The following is a 19,880-nucleotide window of genomic DNA, read 5'->3' on the forward strand; positions in this document are numbered from 1 at the left end:
TCTAAAGCACTATGTCAAATCCAAGTTATTAATATATAATGTATTACTAAATGAGAGAAAATTGAATACAGAAACGGAGAATGATAAGAGTGAATCGTTCTAAAAAAAATAAAAAAATGGGCTTACCAACAAAATTAATATTGTGGTTCTTTGGTATATTAGTTTTATTAGCGTTACTAGCAGTTATTTATTTAGGGTTTAAAATATTTTCTGTTGGAGGATCAATTCATAATCCTTTAGACAGAGATAAATCTTCATTAAGAGATAAAGACGTCAATTTAGATGATGGTGATCCATTTACGGTTGCTTTGTTTGGTGTGGATTCTGATGCCAAAAGAGATGCTGAAGGTGGCGGTCAACGTAGTGATACAGTAATGGTATTATCGATTAATCCACAGAAAAAAACGACAGAAATTGTCAGCATTCCACGAGATACACAAGCGGAAATCGTAGGTAAAGGTACTACTGAAAAAATCAACCATGCATATGCTTATGGTGGACCTGATATGGCAGTGAAATCAGTAGAGAATTTATTAAATGTACCTATTGATCACTACGCAACAATAGATATGGACGGTATGCAAGATATGATAGATACTGTCGGTGGTATCAATGTAACGAGTAACGCGTCATTCTCATATGATGGTTATCAGTTTAGTGAAGGCGTTCAATCCCATATGGATGGAGAAGAAGCGATGGCATTTATTAGAAGTCGTAAAGAAGAGGGCGCTGGCGGAGACTTTGGTCGTCAAGAACGTCAACAACTTGTTATTCAAGGCTTAGCTAATAAACTTACAAGTATCAGTTCAGTTACACATTTTAATTCATTAATGAATCATGTTGAAGATAATGTGAAAACGGACCTTACAGTTGGAGAATTAAACAAAATAAGAAGTAATTATAATGATGCAAATGAACAGGTCAATAGACACCAGTTAGATGGACAGGGTGGCATACAAGATGATGGCTTGTACTATTTTATACCAAGTGAGAGTTCACTTAGTGAAATTGAAGAAAGCATTAAAGATAATTTAGGAATGTAATTTAAATGAACTATAGATTTTGGCGAATGCTAAAATCTATAGTTTTTTTATTATGCCAGTATTTATGAAATAACATAAAGATTATTGATCAAAAAGAATTATAAAATAACTTTTTATAAATATTAAGTTTTGAGCCATAAAGTACAACTAATATAATAAAATGTGAAATAAGGTGGAAATCCTTAACATTTAAATGAAATAGATATACAATATAGATAACATTATCTTAAAAAAGTGTGGGCTTTTTAGATGGAATGTTATTCAGCACCTAATAGATATATAACGCGGGCATCATAAATAATAATAGGGGTGAAGAGAATGCAAGAACATTTGATTGTCTCATTAGATGGCAAAGATTATCTTGTAGAACCAGGGACGAATTTACTTGAGTTCATCAAATCTCAAGATACATTTATTCCATCAATATGCTATAACGAATCGCTAGGTCCAATACAAACTTGTGACACGTGTACTGTTGAAATAGACGGTAAAATGGCACGTGCGTGTGGTACCACAATTGATAGACCGATGATTGTTAATACGCAAAATGATAACGTACAAACAAGCCAAAAAGAAGCTTTAGACAGAATCTTAGAAAATCATATGTTGTATTGCACAGTTTGTGATTATAACAATGGCGACTGTGAAATACATAATACAATGGACCAATGGGGTTTAGAGCATCAAACTTATGAATATAAAGAAAAGCCATACGAAAAAGATTACGGTCCTTTCTATCGTTACGATCCAAATCAATGTATTTTATGTGGTCGTTGTGTAGAAGTATGTCAAGACGTTCAAGTAAATGAAACACTTACAATTGATTGGGAACGCCAACAACCACGAGTGATTTGGGATAATGATACTTCAATCAACGATTCATCATGTGTAGGTTGTGGTCAATGTGCAACAGTCTGTCCATGTAATGCAATGATGGAAGTCAATATGGAAGGCAGTGCCGGCTATATGACTGATTTAGAGCCTGGATCATTAGCAGCTATGATTGATTTAACGAAAAAAGCGGAACCAGGTTATGGTCCGTTGTTTGCAGTTTCTGACTCAGAGGCAGCAATGCGTGAAGAGCGTATCGAAAAAACTAAGACAGTATGTACATACTGTGGTGTTGGTTGTTCTTTCGATGTATGGACAAAAGATAGAGAAGTTATAAAAGTTCAACCTCAACAAGAATCACCAGCTAATAAAATTGCAACGTGTGTTAAAGGTAAATTCGGTTGGGATTATATTGATTCAGAAGAACGTCTCACAAAACCATTAGTACGTAAAGATGGTCAATTTGAAGAAGTTGAATGGGATGAAGCACTAAAAGTTGTGTCTGATAACTTTAATAAAGTTAAAGCCTCTCATGGTTCAGATGGCTTAGCATTTATATCATCTTCAAAAGCAACAAATGAAGAGTCTTATCTTATGCAAAAGCTTGCAAGACAAGTCATTGGCACAAATAATGTAGATAATTGTTCACGTTATTGCCAAGCACCAGCAACAAAAGGGCTATTTAGAACGGTAGGTCATGGTGGTGACTCTGGTTCAATAGATGATCTTGAAATTGCAGATATGGTTGTCTTAATTGGTACAAACACAGCAGAAGCTCATCCAGTTATTGCTTCACGTATTAAACGTGGTCATAAGCTATATAACAATACTTTAAATGTGTTTGATATACGTAAACATGAAATGGCTGAACGCGCAGATAATTTCTATCAGCCTAAACCTGGTACTGATTTAGTTTGGTTGTCAGCAGTGACTAAATACATTATCGATAACGATCTTCATGATAAAGTATTTATCGACGAATGGGTGAACAGCTTTGAAGCGTATCATAAATCATTAGCGCCATTTACAATGGATTTTGCGGAAGAAACAACGGGCATCTCTAAAGAAGCTTTAATAGACTTTGCACATCAACTTGTAGATGCTGAATCAGTATCAATCGCATGGGCAATGGGTGTGACACAACAAGACATTGGTAGTGACACTTCAACAGCGATATCTAATTTATTATTAGCAACAGGTAACTATAGAAGACCAGGCACAGGCGCTTATCCTTTACGTGGTCATAATAACGTACAAGGTTGTAGTGATATGGGGAGTATGCCTGACAAATTCCCAGGATATCAAAGTGTTACTGACGATGAAATAAGAGCAAAATTCGAACGCGAATATGGTCAAACATTACCTAGAAAAGTAGGTAAAGATAACCATCAAATGATGGAAGGCATACATGAAGGAGAAATTGATGCACTTTATTTATATGGTGAAGATACAGGTATCGTTGACTCTAACATCAACTATGTACAAGCTGCATTGGAAAAAGTTGGCTTCTTAGTAGTACAAGATGAGTTCTTTACATTTACTGCTTCATACGCAGATGTAGTGTTACCAGCAAGTCCATCATTAGAAAAAACAGGCACATTTACAAATACTGAGCGTCGTATCCAACGTTTATACCAAGCTTTAGAACCTAAAGGTGACTCTAAACCAGACTGGGAGATTATCCAAGCTGTAGCCAAAACTTTAGGTTATGATTGGAACTATACACATCCAAGTCAAATCATGGATGAAATCGCAAGATTAACGCCATCATATTCAGGTGTGAACTATGATCGTTTAGAAGGATATAACAGTTTACAATGGCCAGTTGCAGAAGATGGTACAGATCAACCGACACTGTTCTTAGAAGGCTTTAATTTTGATGATGGAAAAGCGAAGTTCTATCCATTAACATTTGATAATTTCTTTAAAGTAAATGAAGAATATGATTTACATGTAAATAACGGTCGTATATTAGAGCATTTCCATGAAGGCAATATGACTTATAAAGTACCAGGACTTCAATACAAAATGCCAAATGCATTTGTTGAAGTATCTCCTGAACTAGCTGAGGATAGAGGTATTCATGAGGGGGCAGAAATTAAATTAATTTCTGAAACTGGTGAATTAGAACTTGTGGCACATGTGACGGATAGAGTTAAAGGTAAAGAAATCTATATCCCATTAAATAATAATGCTATGGAAAATGGTGACCATGGAGCGATTAACTTATTAACAAATAGTGATGTAGACAAAGATACAGATACTCCATCTTATAAACGTACAAGCTGTCGCATGGAAGTGAAGACAAGAAGAGGTAAATCACCACTTAACCCTACGAACTTCCGTGTAAATAAACAACGTCAACCACAATACAGCGTTCGAGTTGAAGACAAATGGAAACGTAAAGATTATACTTTCCCAGGAAGTCAGGTGGATAAATAATGGCTGAAAGAATAACGAATATTAAACGCATGCAAAAAACTGAAACAGAGATTAAAGAGGAAAATTTAGCTGAAGTGACAGATGCAATTGTTGCAAACAAAGATAGCATTTTAAAAGCAATAAACATCATTAGCACTTTAGATGATGCTAAATTGCTAGATGCTATGTCTGGTGCAATTAAAAGTAGAGGCGTTATAGCCAATAAGTTCTCTGTTGAATTAAATAAAGAACAATATTCAGGTTTGATTTCAAATATGGCTTCACTTGTATTTTTATTAGGTGACTTAGATGTAAATGACTTATCTGAGATGTTAAATAAAGTAAACAAAGGCTTACGTGTTGCAAATCAGGCCAATCCGAATCAAAAAACATCGATTACTGGCTTGATGGGTATGTTGAAAGATGATGAAATGAATCGTAGTCTGACATATATGATGAATATGCTTAGAGGTATGTCAAGATAAGTATTCCCTAATAAATAGTTAAAATAAAAGTTAGAGGCTGGGACATAGCACATGTCTCAGTCTCATTTTTTATGTTGACAGTAGTTGACTGAATTGAAAATGCACTTATATCAAGCTTTTAAAGAACTTCTACTTCATTTATGAAGATAAGCAGTTTTTATACAAGCGCTTCAGCCTATTGTTTTAAAATTGACATATTGAAACAATGGTAAATATGATACAATTTCTATTATTAGAATTAAATTTTATAAATTTTTAAGGGCGAGGAGTGGAAGGCTTATCAACGCGAAAATGATTAAAATCATGGCGGTTATCTCAAATGTATTTCTAGTTTTGGGAATTGTTTTTTTAATAATGATGAATATGGTAATGGCTATTACAATGTTCGCAGTTTCATTAGTCATCAGTTTAATGATATTCAATATGTTGTTTAGAGATAAGAAAGCTATGAGGATAGCGCTTAACATTTCTTTTGTAGTTGTCTTAATTGCTATTATTATTGCTTATGTTACATTAACTAAATAAGTGTAAGCTAGGGAGTTATTATATAATGAATGAAATTATAAAGAAAAGATTAACATTATTTATTATGCTCATTATCATCATTGTATTTACGATTTTATTAATTATAAACGAAACACACCTATTTGATGATAAAAAGACACATTCTTTTGATGAAGCGGTAGATAAGCAACTTGGTGAAGGCACTTTAAATATGACAGAAAAAAACGGTCGATTTGTTGAGGCTTCAAAAGCTGATGTTAAAAAAGCTATGGATGTAAATGATGACAAAGATAACTTGAATCATATGGATATTTCTGAAAAAGTGTTAATGTCAGAAAAAGAAGTAAATGATATTTTAAAAGATAAAGGGATATTGAAAAATAAAGGTGATGCATTTTTAAAAGCACAAGACAAATATGAAGTTAATGTGTTATACCTTGTGAGCCATGCGCTTGTTGAAACAGGTAATGGTAAATCTGAATTGGCTAAAGGTATAGAAGATGATGGTAAGCATTACTATAATTTTTACGGTATAGGTGCATTTGATGAAAATGCAGTACACACAGGTAGCAGTTTTGCTAAAAAGCAATCTTGGACTTCACCAGAACGCGCAATTATGGGTGGAGCTAAATTTATAAGAGGTAATTACTTTGAAAATGAACAATTATCATTGTATCGAATGCGTTGGAATCCTAAATCACCTGGAGAACACCAATATGCAAGTGATGTAGAATGGGACGAAAACATCGCCACATTTATGAAGGTTTATTATGATAAACTGGGTATAAAGAAAGATCATATTAATAAGGATTATTATTTGTAAAAATTGAGTTATAATATATTTATGACGAAAGATAACAGGGTGTTTTCATGATACGTTTGTTATCTTTTTTGTGTGATGACTTATTGACAATACTTAGGCTAATATCAAAGAGCTTATTAATATAAAGTTTTATAAAAGTGTTAATATCGAATAGACTAGGAAAATTTGGAGTGAATTGAAAATGAAAATAGCTATAGTTGGCGCGGGTATTGGTGGATTAACAACTGCAGCATTATTAATTGAACAAGGACATGATGTCAAAGTATTTGAAAAAAACAATGAAGTAGCTGAAATAGGTGCAGGTATCGGCATTGGTGGTAACGTTATTGAAAAATTAGGAAAGCATGATTTAGCAAAAGGGATTAAAAATGTTGGGCAAATCATTGATACAATGGAAGTGCGAGATGATAAAAATAACGTGCTATCCAAAGTGAAGTTAAAAAAGAATACGGTGAACTTAACAATGTCTCGTCAAGATTTAATAGATGTGATTCAATCTTATGTACCGGAAGAAGCAATCTATACAGATCATTTTGTAACTCATATTGATAATGGCGATTTAAAAGTGACTTTACATTTTAATACACAACAGCAAGAAGCATTTGATTTATGTATTGGTGCAGATGGTGTACATTCTAAGATAAGAAATACGGTTGAACCTAATAGTAAGCCTGAATATCAAGGCTATACAGTGTTTAGAGGATTGGTAGAAGATGTGGATATTAAAGATGCTCAAATTGCTAAAGAGTATTGGTCTACGAAAGGGAGAGTAGGGGTTGTACCTTTATTAAACAATCAAGCCTATTGGTTTATTTCTATTAATGCGAAAGAAAAAGATAGTAAAATGAAAACCTATGGTAAACCTCATTTACAAGCCAGGTTTAATCGTTTTCCAAATGAAATAAGAACCGTATTAGATAAACAAAGCGAAACAGATATTTTATTAAATGATATTTATGATTTAAAACCGCTGAAAACATTTGTTTATCAACGTGCTATTTTACTTGGTGATGCAGCGCATGCAACGACGCCAAACATGGGACAAGGCGCTGGACAAGCAATGGAAGACGCGATTGTCTTAGCAAATTGTCTTCAGTCATATTCGTTTGATGAGGCGTTACAACGCTATGATAAATTACGTGTAAAACACACTAAAAAAGTAATTACACGTTCTAGAAAAATAGGCAAACTCGCACAACGTAGTAATAAACTGATTGTAGCTGTAAGAAATGGCATTGCAAAGGCTTTGCCAAATAAGTTAGTTACGAACCAAACTAAGTTTTTATATAAATCCAAAAGTAAATAAACTTGGAATATTTCAAATTAAAGCACCCATCCATATTTTTAATGGATGGGTGCTTTAATTTGTACTAAGTATTTAGAACTAAGCTTTTAGCAACTAATTCTTTAATTTACTAAAAACTTAGGTTTTTTATCATTTAGCTTACTAATTGTGTCATTCGCAACAATTTTAGACATCATATCACGAGATTCATATGTCGCATTACCAATATGTGGTGTGAGTACTACATTATCTAGTGATTTTAATTCGTCGTTTATTTCTGGTTCAAATTCGAAAACATCTAAAGCAGCGCCTTCAATTTCTTTATCTTTTAATGCTTGTACTAAAGCTTGTTCATGAACGATAGGGCCTCTCGAAGCATTAATTAAATAACTCGTTGACTTCATCATTTTAAATTGTTCAGTGTCAATTTGATGATGTAAATCTGGATTATATGCAGCGTTAATTGTTACAAAATCTGCATTTTTTAATAAAGTTTCTAAGTCTACATACTTGGCGCCGATTTCGCGTTCTTTATCGACTTTTTGGTTAGGGCCAGTATAAAGCACATTCATATCAAACGCTTTGGCACGTCTTGCTACAGCAGCACCAATTTCACCTAAGCCAATAATACCAATCGTTTTACCAGAAACTTCTCTGCCACGGAAGAACAATGGTGCCCATCCGTCAAAGCCAGTTGTACGGCATAATTTATCACCTTCAGCGATACGTCTTGCAACTGCAAGTACGAGTGCAAAAGTTAATTCAGCTGTAGAATTTGTTGAAGCCTTTGGTGTGTTTGTAACGTCAATGTCTTTTTGACGAGCATAGGCTACATCTACGTTATTAAAACCTGCACCATAGTTTGCGACGATTTTTAAATTGCTACCTGCATCAATTACTTCTTTATCTACGTTGGTAGACAACAGACTAATTAAAGCGTCAGCATCTTTAACCCCTTGCTTTAAAGTATCTTTATCAATGATACCTTCGCCTTCATACATTTCAACCTCATAACCTTGATCTTTTAACAAGTCAAAACCTACTTCAGGTACTGGACCTGCGATATAAACTTTTACCATGTATAATCCCTCCATTATATATTTAGTATATTAAACTTCAAAGCACTAAACAAATTATTATATTTATTAAAGAAATATTTGTGTGTTCTTTTATATAATGACGAAAAAGCTATAGAAAACGATTTCTTTGTTGCTTCTTTATATATCATAAAGTATATAAGTCATACATAGCATTCTTAAAAAAGCAATAATCCACTATTAAACAATGAATTATTGCTATTATTTTTATATCATGATTTAGAAAGTGTATTTTATTATTTGTTTTTCTAACTTATGAGCTTTAAGCCCACTATGGAAAAAATAATCAAACCAATAAAGAATATACGTTTTGCATTTTTAGATTCATTGTATATCAACATACCTACAAGTGTGCCACCGCCAGTACCGATGCCACTCCAAATTGCATAAGCAGTTCCCATAGGAATGTCATTCATTGCTACTTTGAGCGTGCTAAAACTACAGATAAAAGCAATTGCTAATAAGACGACTAATGATTTCCTTTTAGTGCGTGTAATTTCATTTAATATGACTACACCGATTACTTCTAATAGACCTGCAATGAGTAAAATAAACCAAGCCATTAGTTTTCAGCCTCCTCTGTAGTTAATTTTAGACCGATAATACCTACTACCAATAGTGTAATTAAGATAATTTTCATAGAGTTAAAAGGATCACCGAAAAATAACATATCCACTAAAACAGTACCGACTGCGCCAATACCTACGAATACGGCGTAAACAGTGCCGACGGGTAATGATTTACACGCAGCAATAACAAGAAAGAACCTTATAATAATAATGATGATCGTACCAATCCAACTAAGTAACGAATCAGCAGTGTTTAAGCCAGTGACCCATAATATTTCTATAAGTCCAGCAAGTATAACTTTGAACCATTGCATCGTTGTGCCTCCTTTTTTCATCAAACGCTCTTATTTTCTCAAATATTCTGTTATACTGCAATATTAAAAATCATATAAAAAAATTTAGTGCTAAATGCTGTTTTTTTAATTATAGCGCGTGATGTCCTCATATTTATTTTGATGTGGTTATCTCTATAAACGGATATTGATGAATGATTGAGTATATTATTTTAAAAAGGGGCAGTGTTTTGCTCCGATGATTCACTAGTTAATCAATCATAATTCGAAGACTATAGGATGAGGAAGTGCCCACGAAAAACACGCACAAAAAAATGCCAACAAAGTTCTAGACTTTGTTGGCACTCTGACATATTCTAATTTATATTGTACTAGCGAATATTAGTTAACGTGGATATAGTTATATGAACCTGCTTCACCAGCAGAGATAGTACGTTCACTTACAGAGTAAGGTCCGCCGCTATAATTCATTTCTGAAACCGTTACTGAACCGTCATTGTTTACATTTTCAACATATGCAACGTGGCCCATTGGTCCTTCAGATGATTGTAAGATTGATCCAGCTTCTGGAGAGTTGTTAACTGTGTAGCCTGCAGATGAAGCTGCTGAAGCCCAGTTATTTGCATTACCCCATGTAGAACCGATACCTCCGCCTACTTTATCAAATACGTACCAAGTACATTGACCTGAAGTGTATAAGTTAGCACTTGAGCTTGAAGTTTCTTGTGTAGTAGTTTGTGTTTGTTGAGTTTGCTCTGCTGCACTTGCTTCATTTCCTTGGTCTAATCCTACGATTGCTGCGCCGATACCTGCTGTGATAGTTGTTGCTGTTACTAATTTATTCATAATTAAAAAATCCTCCCAAATTTGTACGTTCTTAATATTTATTATTTATGTTATTCGTTCGATAGTCTTTAAAGTTAATGTTTTATTTTTCGCTTTGCTTTCAACGACAAGTAATACTCTAACAGATGAATTTAGGTTTGTGTGGTTTGTTACGCTTTTGTAAAACAATTAAAAAAACCTCACATATCGTTGTAATAAACGACATGTGAGGTTACAGAAAGGTATCGGCTTGTAATGGTTTGTAAAGAGCTATGGTATAAGGTTTTACAATAACTTAACATTCAAAATAACTAATTTGTATTACAACAGTTGTAATAAGTCACAAAATTTAGATTCATTTTATTTGAAAAATCTAATTGAAAGTGGTGGTAAATAGTCTTCTCCATTATATGCTTTTACAGCAGCTACGATAGTAAATATAAAATTCAAAATAGCTATGATAGGGAATAAGATAAAACCTATTATGATAAACATCGCTATTGAAGCAACGATGAGCCAAATCATATAAGAAAGTAAAAAGTTGAAATAATTTTTACCAGTCTTGTCAATGAATGGTGAATCTTCACGTTTAATGAGCCAAATAATTAGTGGTGCTATTAATGAAGTGAAAAAACTTAACACATAGATTAAAGTACCCATTAATCTATCATCGCTACTTGGTTCTTGATTTATAACTGTAGAAGATTGGTTTGTATTATATTGTTCATCCATATGAATCACGCCTCCCTTATTAGCATAACTATAACAAATTTTATTCTTAAATGATATTTAATTTGAAAGGCTACAATTTAAAAATTAGCAAAGTGAATTTTTTAAAATATAGTGTATTTAATGGGATGAAACAAATGAATATAATGCAACTAGGGATAGGTTGAATACCAGTGTTTATCAGAAATCTAAATTGGATATACATTATAGTAATGTTTAAAACACTCATATATACAAATCATTAGAGAAAGAAGGGTATTTATGAAGATAGCAATCGTAGGATCAGGAAATGGTGCTGTTACAGCAGCATTAGATATGAAACATAAAGGACATGAGGTGAAGTTATATTGTCGAAATCAATCTATTGATAAGTTTGACAAGGCGATAGCGCAAGGCGGGTTTACGTTTAATAATGAAGGAGAAGAAACGTTCATTGAATTTACTGATATCAGTGATGACATGGAATATGTTGTTAGTGATGCAGAAATAATTCAAGTTATTATACCATCTACATTTATTGAGCATTATGCACATACGATGGCACCATTTATTAATGATAAGCAATTAATTTTCTTTAATATCGCAGCGGCAATGGCTTCAATTCGATTTATGAACGTCTTAGAAGATATGCGTATAGAAGTTATGCCGATATTTGCTGAAGTGAACACATTAACTTATGGGACGAGAGTGAATTTTGATGAAGCTCACGTGGACTTATCATTAAATGTAAGAAAGGTTCATTTCTCAACATATGATAAAGAACATTTAAGTGATAGCTTTGACAAAATTGAAACGCTATATCCATATGTTGTAAAAGAGGAAAGTCTTTGGAAAACAAATCTTGAGAATGGGAATCCAGAAGTGCATCCAGGTCCAACATTACTCAATGTAGGACGCATCGATTATGCAGATGACTTTGCATTATATGAAGAAGGTATAACGAAACATACTGTTCGTTTATTACACGCAGTAGAATTAGAACGATTAACTTTAGGACGTAAGTTAGGCTTTGAATTGTCTCCAGCTAAAGAAGCACGTATTGAACGTGGTTATTTAGAAAGAAAAGATGAAGATGAACCTTTAAATAGATTGTTTAACACGAGTCCAGTGTTTTCACAAATCAAAGGACCAAACCATGTGAAAAATCGTTATTTAACAGAAGATATTGCATACGGACTCGTATTATGGTCTAGTCTTGGTCGTGAAATTGAGGTTGAAACGCCAAACATTGATGCCATTATCGTGTTAGCATCTACTATTTTAGAGCGTGACTTTTTTGAAGAAGGACTCACTATTAATGAATTAGGCAAAGAAAAATTGGGGCTTAATTAATTTAAACTAACAATAGGGGGACTGTGTATGACAAGACAACCAACATTTTTAGAATCAATTTCTACTATTATAGTAATGATTATAATAGTAATTACAGGATTTGTTGTTTTTGAAATTCCAATACAAGCTTTATTAATTTTAGCATCAGCATATGCTGCATTTATAGCAAGACGTGTTGGGTTGAAATGGCAAGATTTGGAAGAAGGTATCACACATCGCTTAGCTACAGCAATGCCAGCTATCTTTATCATTTTAGCGGTTGGAATTATCGTAGGTACATGGATGTACTCAGGGACTGTCCCAGCTTTGATCTATTATGGGTTAGAATTTTTAGATCCTAATTTATTTTTAGTATCTGCATTTATTATATGTGCAATTACTTCAGTTGCCACAGGGACAGCATGGGGCTCTGCGTCTACAGCCGGCATAGCGCTAATGGCTATAGCGACACAATTACATATTACGCCAGGTATGGCAGCAGGTGCCATAATTGCAGGGGCGGTGTTTGGTGATAAAATGTCACCACTTTCAGATACGACAAATTTAGCAGCTTTAGTAACAAAAGTGAATATCTTTGCGCATATAAGAGCCATGATATGGACGACTGTACCAGCATCAATCATCGGCTTAATCGTTTGGTATTTTGCAGGTATGCAATTTGGTGGAAATACTAATACGTCACAAGTGAATCAAATGCTTAGCGAATTATCTAAAATTTATAATATAAATATTTTTGTATGGATTCCTTTATTGATTATTATTACGTGTTTGTTATTAAAAATATCGACTGTACCTGCAATGCTTATTTCAAGTTTGAGTGCAATCATTGTTGGCGCATTTAATCATGGATTTAATATTGTAGATGGATTTAAGTCCACTTTCGATGGTTTTAATAAAGGCATGGTGGCGGCAAGTAGTGGAGATTTATCAGATAGAGCCATTAATTTGGTTGAGCAGGGCGGCATGATGAGTATGACAGAAATCATTGTTACTATTTTTTGTGGCTATGCCTTCGCAGGTATTGTTGAAAAAGCAGGTTGTTTAGATGTTATTTTGAAAACAATTTCCAAAAACATTAATTCAGTTGGACAATTAATACTAGCGACCGTAATAGGTAGCTTAATAATGGTACTCGCTGCTGGTGTGGCATCTGTAGTCATTATCATGGTCGGTGTGTTAATGATGGAAATGTATAATGATATGAATTTAGATCGTTCTAATTTATCAAGAACACTAGAAGATTCAGGTACAATGATTATTCCACTTATTCCATGGGGAACATCAGGCATTTATTATACACAACAGTTAGGTGTATCAGTGGATCAATTCTTTATTTGGGCAGTACCATGTTATCTATGTATCATATTTGCAATTTTTTATGGATTTTCAGGTATTGGCATTAAAAAAGCAAAGAGTCAATAAACTAAATGATTTAAATCTATATCGTTGAAAGAGAAAAACTTATAATTCTTAATATAAATAATGAATTATAAGTTTAAAAATATATAATTCGGTTATATATAACTATGGATGAGGTGATTCTATGTTATATCTAGTGATAATTGTAGCGATATTACTATTGGCATCAGGAATTCATCAATATTTCAATGTAGATAAAAAAGTAAAGACTCCTTCTATAATCTATTTTTCAATCGGTTTTGTATTGTATATTGTAGCGATATTACTTTATAGGACCGAATTGTTAAATAGTTCAACGATAATACATGAAATTTTACTAACTACGATATTTGGACTCATTATATTTTGGATTAATTCTCATCGAAATAAGAGTAGCGATACAATTTACTACACGATTATTATTGTTATATTAACAATCGTAGTAGCGATTTTACCGTTGGCAGCGACGTCAATAATTTCATTGCAAACAATGTTTATTGTAAGACTTATTTTTTCAGTTATTTTACTCATAATAGGTGTATGTGTGTTATATACACGGATTAAAGGTAAAGCTTCAGAAAGTTTTCCATTACTTTATTTGATGGCCTTTATATATTGGATAGCGACAGCGTATTGGTTTTAATAAGTATAAGACTTTAGAAGACTGAAACATAAAAGGGGCCAAGATAGAAATCAAATTTTGAATTCTATCTTGGCCCCTTTTTCCATTTAATACTATAGCTGAATAATCACTAAAGTGAAGAACTTTAAGAAAAAATAGCAAAAAAAGACAATCCTCATGGATTGTCTTTTTTATTTAAAACATTTATTAGTGAATATAGTTGTAAGATGAAGCTTGGCTAGCTGAGATTGTACGTGAAGTAACAACGCCAGCACCTTGGCCGTAGTTCATTTCAGAAACGTTAACTGAACCGTCGCTGTTTACATTTTCAACATAAGCAACGTGACCCATTGCGCCAGTTGATGATTGTAAGATTGAACCTTGAGAAGGTGAGTTGTTTACAGTGTAACCTGATGCAGCTGCAGCGCTTGCCCAGTTGTTTGCGTTACCCCAAGTAGAACCAATTTTACCGCCAACTTTATCAAATACATAATATGTACATTGACCTGAAGTATAAAGGTTGCTTGATGACCCTGAAGTGTTAGCCATTGAGTTTGATGAACTTGATGGTGCGCTAGTAGTTGTTACTTGAACATTACTATTTGAAGTAGAAGTTGAAACAGCTCCGCTTCCACCAGTACCTTGGTTATTTGTTGTATATGATTGGTTTGAGTTACTGTTAGTAGCTGTAGAAGCATTTTGATTGTAGCTATAACCACTGTTATTGCTTTGAGCATTGTTGTTGTGACCTTGGTCAGCATTGCTTGGGTTCCAGTTACCTTGCCAAGTGTAATTATAGTTACCTTGTTGATCTATTGTATATGAATAGCTGTATGATGTTGGATCATTTGGGTTATACCCACCATTGTTATTTTCTGAAGCGTCTGCATCATTTTGTGCAAAAGCAAAAGTAGCGATTCCTGCAGTAGCGATAGTAGCTGTAGCGATTTTTTTCATTGTTAAATTTCCTCCTAATAATTGTAAATCATTTATCCCAGTCTCATAAAGACATTTTTTATAATTTTTTTCGCTGTTTTAACGACAAGAATTACTTTATCAGAAAAAACACTGTTTGTGGGGTTTGTTATCGTTTTGTAATTTAGTTCTAATAATGAAGTGCGTAATGTAACAAAAGGAAGAGAGGCATTTTAGGCTTAAAATGCCGTTAATATAACCTTTACAAAATTTACAGTGTATAATTGCACTTCAGTTTATTACAAAGCTGTAAAATAACAGAAAATTACAAACAATAAAATATGAGAGAATTTAGTTATTTAAATATTTGAAAAAACACTTTAAATAAAGACTATATAAAAAGTATTGAATTAAGGTTAATGTAAATTAAATGCTGTTCTAATAGGAAAGAAAAGAATTAGAGCATTGAAATTGACATGTTCTAATGAAGTATTTAATATAGAAGTATAAAAATTATACTTAGTTTGTGAGGTGATTATTTGAAAATAGAACTTGGTTTGACATCATTTGCAGATAATATTGATATTCATATGGAAAATGGACGACAAGCAGCTATAAGTAATGGACAAAGAATTAGAAATATAATAGAAGAAATAGAAACAGCTGACCAATATGGTTTAGATGTATATGGTTTGGGAGAACATCATCGAGCAGATTATGCAGTATCTGATCCCGTTACAGTGTTAGCAGCAGCAGCTCGTAATACAACGCATATAAAGTTAAGTAGTGCAGTAACAGTATTATCTTCTGATGATCCTGTTCGAGTTTATGAACGTTTCTCTACATTAAATGCAGTTTCTAATGGACGTGCAGAAATAATGGTAGGAAGAGGTTCATTTATTGAATCATTTCCATTATTTGGCTATGATTTAAAAGACTATGAACAACTCTTTAATGAAAAAATAGATTTATTAATGACCATTAATAAAGAGAAAATTGTAAATTGGGAAGGGGAGTTAAGACCTTCTATTGAAAATTTAAGTGTTTATCCTAAGGCGGAGCATGGGCCTTTACCAATTACGATTGCAACTGGAGGAACGCCAGAATCTTCATTGAAAGCAGGAGCATTAGGATTACCTATAACTTATGCTATAATTGGCGGTGATCCAAAAAGATTTAGAAGAAACATTGATATGTACAAATCTATTGCTAGATCTTACGGACATAATATAAATGAATTGCCTATAGCAACGCATTCGTGGGGTTACATTGCTGAAACAGATGAGTTGGCAAAACGTGAGTTTTTCCCATCGGTAAAAGCGAGTCATGATATATTAGCCAAAGAACGGGGTTGGCCACCATATGATGAAAACAGCTTCGATCGTGAAGCAGGTCCACATGGCGCTTTGTATGTTGGAAGTCCGGAAACCGTTGCACAAAAGATAATTGAAACAATTGAAGCACTAGGCCTTACTCGTTTTATGCTGCATACACCTGTAGGTTCTATGCCACATGATAAAACAATCAATACAATTAAATTGTTAGCAGAGCGAGTAAAGCCTATTGTAGATAAATATTTTGAAAACAAATAAAAGGAGCGTTTATAATGATATTACGTTATTTAACAAATTTAAAATTAGCTAAGGAATTATATGATGCATCAAAACCTAAACTTAAAGGTGATCAATCAATGAAAGAATCTTTTGTTGAAGTGTTTAATTTGCCATCGAATGCAATGCCATTGGCAGGAGCACTTGAAGCATTAAGTGCTGTATTTTTCGTTTTAAGCTTTGCAAGTAAAAGATTATCACGTATTGCATCACTTATAACAATTTCAGTTTTAGGTGTAGCAGCATTTAAACACTTTGAAGCAGGACATGGTAAAGCAGGTGCTAAACATGCATTAGATTTAACAAGTTTAGCAGCATTAAGCTTCATAGATACAGTTGATCTTAAGAAAAAATAATAATGATAGAACTCAATCATTTAAAATAGCAATCGTTTAAATGCACAGCAAATGTTGGATAATAGTCTAACATTTGCTGTGCATTTTTGTATGAATTGATATAGCTCATTTAAAATATCAAAATGCATTATTTTAAATAGAGATATTTGATAATTGAAATTTTTACACCTATGTCTTTTTTTAGTAATAAAAAGGGTGAATGAACCACTAAAATTTAAAAATAAAAATAAAAGATTAAAAAAAGAGTAGGAATTGTTCATATTTTTCATAGTTAAGCATATTGAATTAAAGGCGTTAAATAGGATAAAATTAAATTCCTAACATCAAGATATAACAAAAGGAGTGGTTTTGTGAATGAACAAAATTTCAAGTCACTAAATGAACTTATTGCAACTTATCAACAAGGTAGGAAATTTTTTAAAACAACGAAAAAGAACTATAAACTAAATTACGAAGAGGTACTGATATTAAATTATCTGTATAATAGTAAAGAGAATGACGTCACTGCAAAAGAAATTGCTCAATACTCAGAATTGAAACCATACTATTTAACGAAGGCTTTACAAAAGCTTATAAAAATGGATTTTTTAAATAAAAAAAGAAGCAATATAGATGAAAGAACTGTAGTAGTATATATAAATCAAGCACAACGTGATAAAATTAATGAACTTATTGAGAACTTACAAGAACAGTTTTAATGTGTGAAAGCTTGATGATAATAAGGTTGTGCGTAAGTCTAAATGGTTTGAATATTCTGAATAATGTAATTTTATAATTATAGTTATATATTGTACGAAAATATGATTTGAGAACCAAATTAAATGTGCTATACTAATATTTGTCTAATGAAAGCGCATACAAAACGGTTTGGAAAGGTGTTTTTATGAATTTATTAATCGGGATCATATTTTTAGGGATTGTTTTAGCTTTGTTTACATTGTTCACGAGTAAAGCACCAAATGGAGGCAAGGCCATGGGGGCCCTTGCTAACGCAGCTATTGCTTCATTTCTAGTAGAAGCTTTTCATAAATATGTAGGTGGAGACTTGTTTGGTATTCCATTCTTAGGAGATTTAGGTGATGCAGCTGGAGGACTTGGCGGTGTTGCAGCTGCAGGACTCGTAGCATTAGCTATGGGTGTATCTCCAGTTTATGCATTTGTAATTGCTGTTTCATGTGGAAGCATGGATCTTTTACCTGGCTTTGTTGCAGCTTATATTGCGAGTTTCGGTATGAAATGGATGGAACAAAAGTTACCAGATGGGCTTGATTTAATTGCAGCGATTATTGTCATCGCGCCTATTACACGTTTAATTGCTATTGGTACAACACCATTAGTAGATGCGACGTTATTACAAATTGGAAATATCATTAAAGAATCTACGACTTCAAGTCCTATTCTAATGGGCATTGTACTTGGTGGTATTATTACTGTTGTTGCTACTGCACCGTTAAGCTCAATGGCATTAACAGCATTATTAGGATTAACTGGTACACCAATGGCTATCGGTGCTTTAGCAGTATTTGGTTCATCATTTATGAATTTTGTATTATTTAAGCGTATGAAGTTTGGAGATCGTAAAACAACGATTTCAGTTGCAATAGAGCCTTTATCTCAAGCTGACATTGTGACAGCAAATCCAGTACCAGTATATTTAACAAACTTTGTAGGTGGTGCGCTCTCAGGTGTAATTATCTCTATGTTTGGTTTAGTAAATGATGCGACAGGTACAGCTACACCAATTGCTGGGCTTATGGTTATGTTTGGATTTAATAATGCATTAACTGTAATAATTGTGGCACTAATGTGTGCATCAGGAAGTGCACTTTGTGGTTATATAGGCTCAGTTGTTTTTAAAAACTATCCTATAGTTACTAAAGATGAATTACAACATGGCACAATGCCGAAAAAAGTAAAACAATATTATAAACTTAAAGCGGAATGCATGGAAAGTTTAGCTTAAATATAATAAATTACAAAAAAACTGTTTCTGAAATAACATTTCAGAAACAGTTTTTTGTTTGATATCGTTATCTAAGAAGCATTTGCTCTTAAGTAACGCGTCGTATTACGTTCCATTTTCGCAAAGACGAACTCTAATATTATTGCTAACAACCAGTAAAATATAGCTGCTACTGTATAAACAGGAATAAAACGATAACCTTCATTTGCAATAACACGACTGACTGCCATAATTTCAGTTACTTGAACAGCGAATGCTAGGGAAGTACCTTTGATTAACATAATGAATTGATTTTCTATGTTAGGCAATGCATAAGCAAAAGCTTGTGGTAATACAATTTCTTTATAAATGCTGAATTTTGATAGTCCGACAGTTTGCGCAGCTTCAATTTGATTTTGATCTACGGATTGAAGACCGCCTTTAATTGATTCAGAAAGATACGCTACGGCATGAAAAGAAAAGACGATAAAGGCAATCGCTAAAGGTGAGAATATGTCAGGATTGATTGTCAAAGTGAACTGATTATTTAAAAAAAGTATAAATGAAGGTATTCCATAATATAGTATGAACAATTGAACGATTAATGGTGTACTTCTAAAAAACGAATTATACACGATTATAAGTTGAGATAAGACAGGTACATGTTTGATACGAATAATCGCAAATAACGTCCCGATAATAAGACCTACGAACATAGCTACAATGGAAATAATAATTGTATTTGGCACGCCTTTAAGCACTTCACTTATAGTATATAGAATGAATGACAAAATGATTTT

20 protein-coding genes are annotated in these 19,880 nt (G+C 33.1%); 13 read left to right on the forward strand and 7 right to left on the reverse strand.

The annotated features are described in order from the left end of the window. Positions 1-89 precede the first annotated feature (89 nt). The 6 genes from AOB58_RS12000 (at position 90) to AOB58_RS12025 (ending at position 7,413) form a co-directional block, all read left to right on the forward strand. Positions 90-1,043 (forward strand): LCP family glycopolymer transferase, encoded by a 954-nt coding sequence (locus AOB58_RS12000; RefSeq protein WP_064783501.1) that lies wholly within the window; start codon positions 90-92, stop codon positions 1,041-1,043. 318 nt (positions 1,044-1,361) lie between these two features. Beyond that, positions 1,362-4,316 carry a formate dehydrogenase subunit alpha gene (gene fdhF, locus AOB58_RS12005; RefSeq protein ID WP_002506902.1) on the forward strand — a complete coding sequence of 985 codons (2,955 nt, stop codon included), beginning with the start codon at positions 1,362-1,364 and terminating at the stop codon, positions 4,314-4,316. Continuing rightward, entirely contained in the window at positions 4,316-4,780 is a 465-nt protein-coding gene (locus tag AOB58_RS12010) for a helical membrane plugin domain-containing protein (protein ID WP_064783502.1), read from the forward strand. Before fdhF ends, AOB58_RS12010 begins: the two co-directional genes overlap by 1 nt. A gap of 291 nt (positions 4,781-5,071) precedes the next feature. Next, entirely contained in the window at positions 5,072-5,305 is a 234-nt protein-coding gene (locus AOB58_RS12015; RefSeq protein WP_021338436.1) for a hypothetical protein, read from the forward strand. 25 nt (positions 5,306-5,330) lie between these two features. Then, entirely contained in the window at positions 5,331-6,107 is a 777-nt protein-coding gene (locus AOB58_RS12020) for an N-acetylglucosaminidase (protein ID WP_064783503.1), read from the forward strand. Between the two features lie 181 nt (positions 6,108-6,288). Continuing rightward, positions 6,289-7,413 (forward strand): FAD-dependent monooxygenase, encoded by a 1,125-nt coding sequence (locus tag AOB58_RS12025; RefSeq protein ID WP_064783504.1) that lies wholly within the window; start codon positions 6,289-6,291, stop codon positions 7,411-7,413. Between the two features lie 101 nt (positions 7,414-7,514). On the opposite strand, the gene AOB58_RS12030 is transcribed toward AOB58_RS12025, so the two are convergent. From AOB58_RS12030 to AOB58_RS12050, 5 genes are all read right to left on the reverse strand, one after another. Continuing rightward, the gene (locus AOB58_RS12030) at positions 7,515-8,471 is read right to left on the reverse strand and encodes a 2-hydroxyacid dehydrogenase family protein (protein ID WP_002506907.1); all 957 of its coding nucleotides are present in this window, start codon (positions 8,469-8,471) and stop codon (positions 7,515-7,517) included. A 266-nt stretch (positions 8,472-8,737) separates the two neighbouring features. Then, complete coding sequence (locus tag AOB58_RS12035) at positions 8,738-9,052, reverse strand: DMT family transporter (RefSeq protein WP_002506908.1); 315 nt, start codon at positions 9,050-9,052, stop codon at positions 8,738-8,740. Next, positions 9,052-9,372 carry a DMT family transporter gene (locus AOB58_RS12040; protein WP_064783505.1) on the reverse strand — a complete coding sequence of 107 codons (321 nt, stop codon included), beginning with the start codon at positions 9,370-9,372 and terminating at the stop codon, positions 9,052-9,054. The genes AOB58_RS12035 and AOB58_RS12040 overlap by 1 nt, the downstream gene beginning before the upstream one ends. A gap of 360 nt (positions 9,373-9,732) precedes the next feature. Next, positions 9,733-10,197 carry a CHAP domain-containing protein gene (locus tag AOB58_RS12045; RefSeq protein WP_002506910.1) on the reverse strand — a complete coding sequence of 155 codons (465 nt, stop codon included), beginning with the start codon at positions 10,195-10,197 and terminating at the stop codon, positions 9,733-9,735. A 339-nt stretch (positions 10,198-10,536) separates the two neighbouring features. Continuing rightward, positions 10,537-10,908, reverse strand: a complete 372-nt coding sequence (locus tag AOB58_RS12050) for a DUF4870 domain-containing protein (RefSeq protein ID WP_002506912.1) — start codon at positions 10,906-10,908, stop codon at positions 10,537-10,539. A gap of 258 nt (positions 10,909-11,166) precedes the next feature. Between AOB58_RS12050 and AOB58_RS12055 the strand changes: the two genes are divergently transcribed. The 3 genes from AOB58_RS12055 (at position 11,167) to AOB58_RS12065 (ending at position 14,278) form a co-directional block, all read left to right on the forward strand. Next, positions 11,167-12,237 (forward strand): NAD/NADP-dependent octopine/nopaline dehydrogenase family protein, encoded by a 1,071-nt coding sequence (locus tag AOB58_RS12055; protein ID WP_002506914.1) that lies wholly within the window; start codon positions 11,167-11,169, stop codon positions 12,235-12,237. Between the two features lie 27 nt (positions 12,238-12,264). Beyond that, positions 12,265-13,659, forward strand: a complete 1,395-nt coding sequence (nhaC, locus tag AOB58_RS12060; RefSeq protein ID WP_002506915.1) for a Na+/H+ antiporter NhaC — start codon at positions 12,265-12,267, stop codon at positions 13,657-13,659. 121 nt (positions 13,660-13,780) lie between these two features. Beyond that, entirely contained in the window at positions 13,781-14,278 is a 498-nt protein-coding gene (locus tag AOB58_RS12065) for a hypothetical protein (protein WP_064783506.1), read from the forward strand. Between the two features lie 186 nt (positions 14,279-14,464). Here the strand turns inward: AOB58_RS12065 and AOB58_RS12070 are convergent, their stop codons facing one another. Further along, complete coding sequence (locus AOB58_RS12070; protein ID WP_002506917.1) at positions 14,465-15,214, reverse strand: CHAP domain-containing protein; 750 nt, start codon at positions 15,212-15,214, stop codon at positions 14,465-14,467. Positions 15,215-15,711: 497 nt separating this feature from the next. Here AOB58_RS12070 and AOB58_RS12075 point away from each other — a divergent pair, with 497 nt between their 5' ends. The 4 genes from AOB58_RS12075 to AOB58_RS12090 all read left to right on the forward strand — a co-directional run bounded on the left by AOB58_RS12075 (position 15,712) and on the right by AOB58_RS12090 (position 19,101). Then, positions 15,712-16,764, forward strand: a complete 1,053-nt coding sequence (locus AOB58_RS12075) for an LLM class flavin-dependent oxidoreductase (protein ID WP_002506918.1) — start codon at positions 15,712-15,714, stop codon at positions 16,762-16,764. A 14-nt stretch (positions 16,765-16,778) separates the two neighbouring features. Next, positions 16,779-17,138: a hypothetical protein gene (locus tag AOB58_RS12080; protein WP_002506919.1), complete on the forward strand. Its 360-nt coding sequence runs from the start codon at positions 16,779-16,781 to the stop codon at positions 17,136-17,138. A 350-nt stretch (positions 17,139-17,488) separates the two neighbouring features. After that, a complete protein-coding gene (locus AOB58_RS12085) occupies positions 17,489-17,836 on the forward strand; it encodes a transcriptional regulator, SarA/Rot family (RefSeq protein ID WP_021338429.1) in 348 nt (115 codons plus the stop codon). Positions 17,837-18,021: 185 nt separating this feature from the next. Next, positions 18,022-19,101, forward strand: a complete 1,080-nt coding sequence (locus AOB58_RS12090; RefSeq protein ID WP_002511464.1) for a PTS sugar transporter subunit IIC — start codon at positions 18,022-18,024, stop codon at positions 19,099-19,101. A gap of 71 nt (positions 19,102-19,172) precedes the next feature. Here AOB58_RS12090 and AOB58_RS12095 read toward each other — a convergent pair whose 3' ends face one another. After that, on the reverse strand, positions 19,173-19,871 hold the full coding sequence (locus AOB58_RS12095; protein ID WP_064783507.1) for an amino acid ABC transporter permease: 699 nt from the start codon (positions 19,869-19,871) through the stop codon (positions 19,173-19,175). Between the last annotated feature and the right edge of the window lie 9 nt (positions 19,872-19,880).

It is taken from the genome of Staphylococcus sp. AntiMn-1, from assembly GCF_001663395.1.
Lineage (GTDB): Bacteria > Bacillota > Bacilli > Staphylococcales > Staphylococcaceae > Staphylococcus > Staphylococcus equorum.

What these genes read in the sequence shown, in the direction of transcription:
- fdhF (WP_002506902.1), top strand. Translation starts at nt 1,362, where the DNA reads ATGCAAGAACATTTGATTGTCTCATTAGATGGCAAAGATTATCTTGTA.
- AOB58_RS12010 (WP_064783502.1), top strand. Translation starts at nt 4,316, where the DNA reads ATGGCTGAAAGAATAACGAATATTAAACGCATGCAAAAAACTGAAACA.
- AOB58_RS12015 (WP_021338436.1), top strand. Translation starts at nt 5,072, where the DNA reads ATGATTAAAATCATGGCGGTTATCTCAAATGTATTTCTAGTTTTGGGA.
- AOB58_RS12020 (WP_064783503.1), top strand. Translation starts at nt 5,331, where the DNA reads ATGAATGAAATTATAAAGAAAAGATTAACATTATTTATTATGCTCATT.
- AOB58_RS12025 (WP_064783504.1), top strand. Translation starts at nt 6,289, where the DNA reads ATGAAAATAGCTATAGTTGGCGCGGGTATTGGTGGATTAACAACTGCA.
- AOB58_RS12030 (WP_002506907.1), bottom strand. Translation starts at nt 8,471, where the DNA reads ATGGTAAAAGTTTATATCGCAGGTCCAGTACCTGAAGTAGGTTTTGAC.
- AOB58_RS12035 (WP_002506908.1), bottom strand. Translation starts at nt 9,052, where the DNA reads ATGGCTTGGTTTATTTTACTCATTGCAGGTCTATTAGAAGTAATCGGT.
- AOB58_RS12040 (WP_064783505.1), bottom strand. Translation starts at nt 9,372, where the DNA reads ATGCAATGGTTCAAAGTTATACTTGCTGGACTTATAGAAATATTATGG.
- AOB58_RS12045 (WP_002506910.1), bottom strand. Translation starts at nt 10,197, where the DNA reads ATGAATAAATTAGTAACAGCAACAACTATCACAGCAGGTATCGGCGCA.
- AOB58_RS12050 (WP_002506912.1), bottom strand. Translation starts at nt 10,908, where the DNA reads ATGGATGAACAATATAATACAAACCAATCTTCTACAGTTATAAATCAA.
- AOB58_RS12055 (WP_002506914.1), top strand. Translation starts at nt 11,167, where the DNA reads ATGAAGATAGCAATCGTAGGATCAGGAAATGGTGCTGTTACAGCAGCA.
- nhaC (WP_002506915.1), top strand. Translation starts at nt 12,265, where the DNA reads ATGACAAGACAACCAACATTTTTAGAATCAATTTCTACTATTATAGTA.
- AOB58_RS12065 (WP_064783506.1), top strand. Translation starts at nt 13,781, where the DNA reads ATGTTATATCTAGTGATAATTGTAGCGATATTACTATTGGCATCAGGA.
- AOB58_RS12070 (WP_002506917.1), bottom strand. Translation starts at nt 15,214, where the DNA reads ATGAAAAAAATCGCTACAGCTACTATCGCTACTGCAGGAATCGCTACT.
- AOB58_RS12080 (WP_002506919.1), top strand. Translation starts at nt 16,779, where the DNA reads ATGATATTACGTTATTTAACAAATTTAAAATTAGCTAAGGAATTATAT.
- AOB58_RS12090 (WP_002511464.1), top strand. Translation starts at nt 18,022, where the DNA reads ATGAATTTATTAATCGGGATCATATTTTTAGGGATTGTTTTAGCTTTG.